3 protein-coding genes are annotated in these 3,871 nt (G+C 70.0%); 1 reads left to right on the top strand and 2 read right to left on the bottom strand.

The genetic code is table 11. From position 1 onward, the window contains the following. Both ACFV0Q_RS39375 and lysS read right to left on the bottom strand, forming a co-directional pair. The coding region (locus tag ACFV0Q_RS39375) for a hypothetical protein (protein ID WP_385012633.1) at window positions 1-83 on the bottom strand (83 nt) is incomplete at its 3' end. A 40-nt stretch (window positions 84-123) separates the two neighbouring features. Further along, the gene (gene lysS / locus ACFV0Q_RS39370) at window positions 124-1,860 is read right to left on the bottom strand and encodes a lysine--tRNA ligase (protein WP_385012631.1); all 1,737 of its coding nucleotides are present in this window, start codon (window positions 1,858-1,860) and stop codon (window positions 124-126) included. A gap of 179 nt (window positions 1,861-2,039) precedes the next feature. On the opposite strand from lysS, the gene argS reads away from it, so the two are divergent. After that, window positions 2,040-3,800: an arginine--tRNA ligase gene (gene argS, locus ACFV0Q_RS39365; protein ID WP_385012629.1), complete on the top strand. Its 1,761-nt coding sequence runs from the start codon at window positions 2,040-2,042 to the stop codon at window positions 3,798-3,800. The last annotated feature ends 71 nt before the right edge of the window (window positions 3,801-3,871 follow it).

Below are 3,871 nucleotides of genomic sequence, written 5' to 3'. Positions count from 1 at the left end.
GCCAGCCACCGGTGGGCCACGATCGCCTCGTCCTCGTGCCGCAGGCCCTTGGCGACGCGGAAGCCGTCCAGGTCGTTGAGCAGCCTGCGGGCCCTTGCGCATGCGGCAGCCGGTCTACGCGTCTCAGGCGGCGAGCAGCTTGCGCACCCGGTCCGCGCCCACGGCGAGGAGCAGGGTGGGCAGGCGCGGTCCGGTCTCCCGGGTCACGAGCAGGCGGTAGAGCAGGGCGAAGAACTCGCGCTGGGCGACCTTGAGCTCGGGCGTCGGCTTGGCGTCGGGCTCCAGCCCGGCCATCACCTTGGGCACGCCGTAGACGAGGGTGGTGAGCCCGTCGAGGGACCAGTGCGAGTCGAGGCCCTCCAGGAGCAGGCGCAGGGACTCGCGGCCGGACTCGTCGAGGGAGGACAGCAGCTCGGTGTCGGCGTCCTCGCGTACGAGGGTGCGCTGGTCGGCCGGGACCTGGCTGGTGATCCAGTTCTCGGCGCGGTCCAGGCGCGGGCGCACCTCGTCGAGGGAGGTGAGCGGCTGCGACGGGTCCAGGTCGGTCAGGATCCGCAGGGTCTGCTCGTCGTGCCCGGCGGTGATGTCGACGACCGACGCGAGGGTGCGGTACGGGAGCGGGCGCGGGGTGCGGGGCAGCTCGTGCGAGGCGACCCGTACGGCGCGCGCGTGCGCGGCCGCGTCGGCGGGCAGCACGGAGCCGTCCGCGACCTTGCCCTCCAGCTTGTCCCACTCGTCGTACAGGCGCTGGATCTCCTGGTCGAAGGCGATCTTGAAGGACTGGTTGGGGCGGCGGCGGGCGTACAGCCAGCGCAGCAGCTGCGGCTCCATGATCTTCAGCGCGTCGGCCGGGGTGGGGACCCCGCCCTTGCTGGAGGACATCTTGGCCATGCCGCTGATGCCGACGAAGGCGTACATCGGGCCGATCGGCTGCTCGCCGCCGAAGATGTGCACGATCTGGCCGCCGACCTGGAAGGACGAGCCGGGCGAGGAGTGGTCGACGCCCGAGGGCTCGAAGATGACGCCCTCGAAGGCCCAGCGCATGGGCCAGTCGACCTTCCAGACGAGCTTGCCGCGGTTGAACTCGGAGAGCTTGACCGTCTCGGTGTACTCGTCCTCGGTGCAGACGTAGGTCAGCTCGGTCGTCTCGTCGTTGTACGAGGTGACCTTGGTGAAGTCCTTGCCGCACTCGCCGCAGTACGGCTTGTACGGGAAGTAGCCGCCCTCGGCGCTGCTGCCGTCGTCCTCGGCGGCGGCGCCGGAGCCCTCGGCGGCCTCCAGCTCGGCCTCGTCGACCTGCTTCTGCTGGGGCTTCTTGCCGCCCGGCTTCTGCTTGGTGCGGTACTGGTCGAGGACGGCGTCGATGTCGCCGCGGTGCTTCATCGCGTGCAGGACCTGCTCGCGGTAGACGCCGGAGGTGTACTGCTCGGTCTGGCTGATCGCGTCGTACTCGACGCCCATCTCGGCCAGGGCCTCGACGAAGGCGGCCTTGAAGTGCTCGGCCCAGTTCGGGTACGCGGATCCGGCCGGGGCGGGCACGGCGGTCAGCGGCTTGCCGATGTGCTGGGCCCAGGACTCGTCGATGCCGGGGACGCCGGCCGGGACCTTGCGGTAGCGGTCGTAGTCGTCCCAGGAGATGAGGTGGCGGACCTCGATGCCCCGGCGGCGGATCTCGTCGGCGACGAGGTGCGGGGTCATGACCTCGCGGAGGTTGCCGAGGTGGATGGGGCCGGAGGGGGAGAGTCCGGACGCGACGACGACGACTTTGCCCGGGGCTCGGCGCTCCGCCTCGGCGATGACCTCGTCCGCGAAACGGGAGACCCAATCGGTCTCTGTGCTGCTCTGGGCGCTCTGAGCCACGACACGTCCTTCTATCTCGAATGCTGGCTTCGGCCATTCTCCCAGACGGAACGGGTCGCTCCGGGGTTGCTTCCGACCAGTGATATCCCGAGAAGCGGGGACCCCCCTCGTGGGATACTCGGCACTTGTCGGAACGTCCGGGCGCGGCCCCGGGCACAACCTCACAGGAACGGCAGCTCATGGCCTCGGTCCCTTCCCTCGCTTCCTCCGTCGAACAGCGCGTCTCGGACGCCCTCGCCTCCGCCATGCCGGAGGCCGGTGCGACCGACCCGCTGCTGCGACGAAGCGACCGGGCCGACTTCCAGGCCAACGGCATCCTGGCGCTCGCGAAGAAGGCCAAGGCCAACCCGCGCGAGCTGGCGACGACCGTGGTCGAGGGCATCCCGACCGGTGACCTGATCCAGGAGATCGAGGTCTCCGGGCCCGGCTTCCTCAACATCACGATCACCGACAAGGCGATCATCGAGACCCTGGCGGCGCGCGCCGCGGACGACCGCCTCGGCGTGCCGCTGTCGCCTTCCGCGGGCACGACGGTGATCGACTACGCGCAGCCGAACGTCGCCAAGGAGATGCACGTCGGGCACCTGCGGTCCGCGGTCATCGGCGCGGCGATGGTGGAGATCCTGGAGTTCACGGGCGAGACGGTGGTCCGGCGCCACCACATCGGCGACTGGGGCACCCAGTTCGGCATGCTCATCCAGTTCCTGCTGGAGCACCCGCACGAGCTGGACCACAAGTCGGGCCAGGAGGTCTCCGGCGAGGAGGCCATGTCGAACCTGAACCGGCTGTACAAGGCCTCGCGCGCGCTCTTCGACTCCGACGAGGAGTTCAAGACGCGGGCCCGTGCCCGGGTCGTGGACCTGCAGGCGGGCGAGCCGGAGACGCTGGCCCTGTGGCAGCGGTTCGTGGACGAGTCGAAGATCTACTTCTACTCCGTCTTCAACAAGCTGGACATGGACATCCAGGACCCGGACGTGGTCGGCGAGTCCGGCTACAACGACATGCTGGTGGAGACCTGCAAGCTGCTGGAGGAGTCGGGCGTCGCCGTCCGCTCCAACGGCGCGCTGTGCGTGTTCTTCGACGAGTACAAGGGCCCGGACGGCAACCCGACCCCGCTGATCGTGCAGAAGTCGGACGGCGGCTTCGGCTACGCGGCGACCGACCTGTCGGCGATCCGCGACCGGGTGGGCAACCTGAAGGCCGACACGCTGATCTACGTGGTGGACGCGCGGCAGTCGCTGCACTTCAAGATGGTCTTCGAGACGGCCCGCCGGGCCGGCTGGCTGAACGACGAGGTCAAGGCCGTTCAGCTGGCCTTCGGCACGGTCCTCGGCAAGGACGGCAAGCCGTTCAAGACCCGCGAGGGCGAGACGGTGCGGCTGGTGGACCTGCTGGACGAGGCCATCGACCGTGCGGCGGCCGTCGTGCGGGAGAAGGCCCAGGACCTGTCCGAGGCCGAGATCGGCGAGCGGGCTGTGCAGGTGGGCATCGGCGCGGTGAAGTACGCCGACCTGTCGACGTCCGCGGCGCGGGACTACAAGTTCGACCTGGACCAGATGGTGTCGCTGACCGGTGACACGTCCGTGTACCTCCAGTACGCGTACGCCCGTATCCAGTCGATCCTGCGCAAGGCCGGGGACGCGAAGCCCGTCGCCCACGCGGAGCTGGCCCTGGCGCCGTCCGAGCGTGCGCTGGGCCTGCACCTGGACCACTTCGGCGAGCTCGTCGCGGAGGCGGCGGCGGAGTACGCGCCGCACAAGCTGGCGGCGTACCTCTACCAGGTGGCTTCGCTGTACACGACCTTCTACTCGGAGTGCCCGGTCCTCAAGGCCGAGACCCCCGCGCAGGTCGAGAACCGCCTGTTCCTGTGCGAGCTGACGGCCCGCACCCTCGGCAAGGGCATGTCCCTCCTGGGCATCCGCACCCCCGAGAAGCTCTGACGGCTCCGCGTCGGGCCCCCCCCCCCGCCGGGGGGGGGGGGCGCCCAGTTTGAAGGGGGCCCCCCCCACCC

The sequence above is a fragment of the Streptomyces sp. NPDC059564 genome (assembly GCF_042735575.1).
Classification (GTDB): domain Bacteria; phylum Actinomycetota; class Actinomycetes; order Streptomycetales; family Streptomycetaceae; genus Streptomyces.
This window is presented reverse-complemented; position numbering and strand designations above follow the sequence as displayed.

Bases quoted from the DNA above. Each gene is read 5' to 3' on its own strand.
- argS (WP_385012629.1), top strand. From the start codon at position 2,040: ATGGCCTCGGTCCCTTCCCTCGCTTCCTCCGTCGAACAGCGCGTCTCG.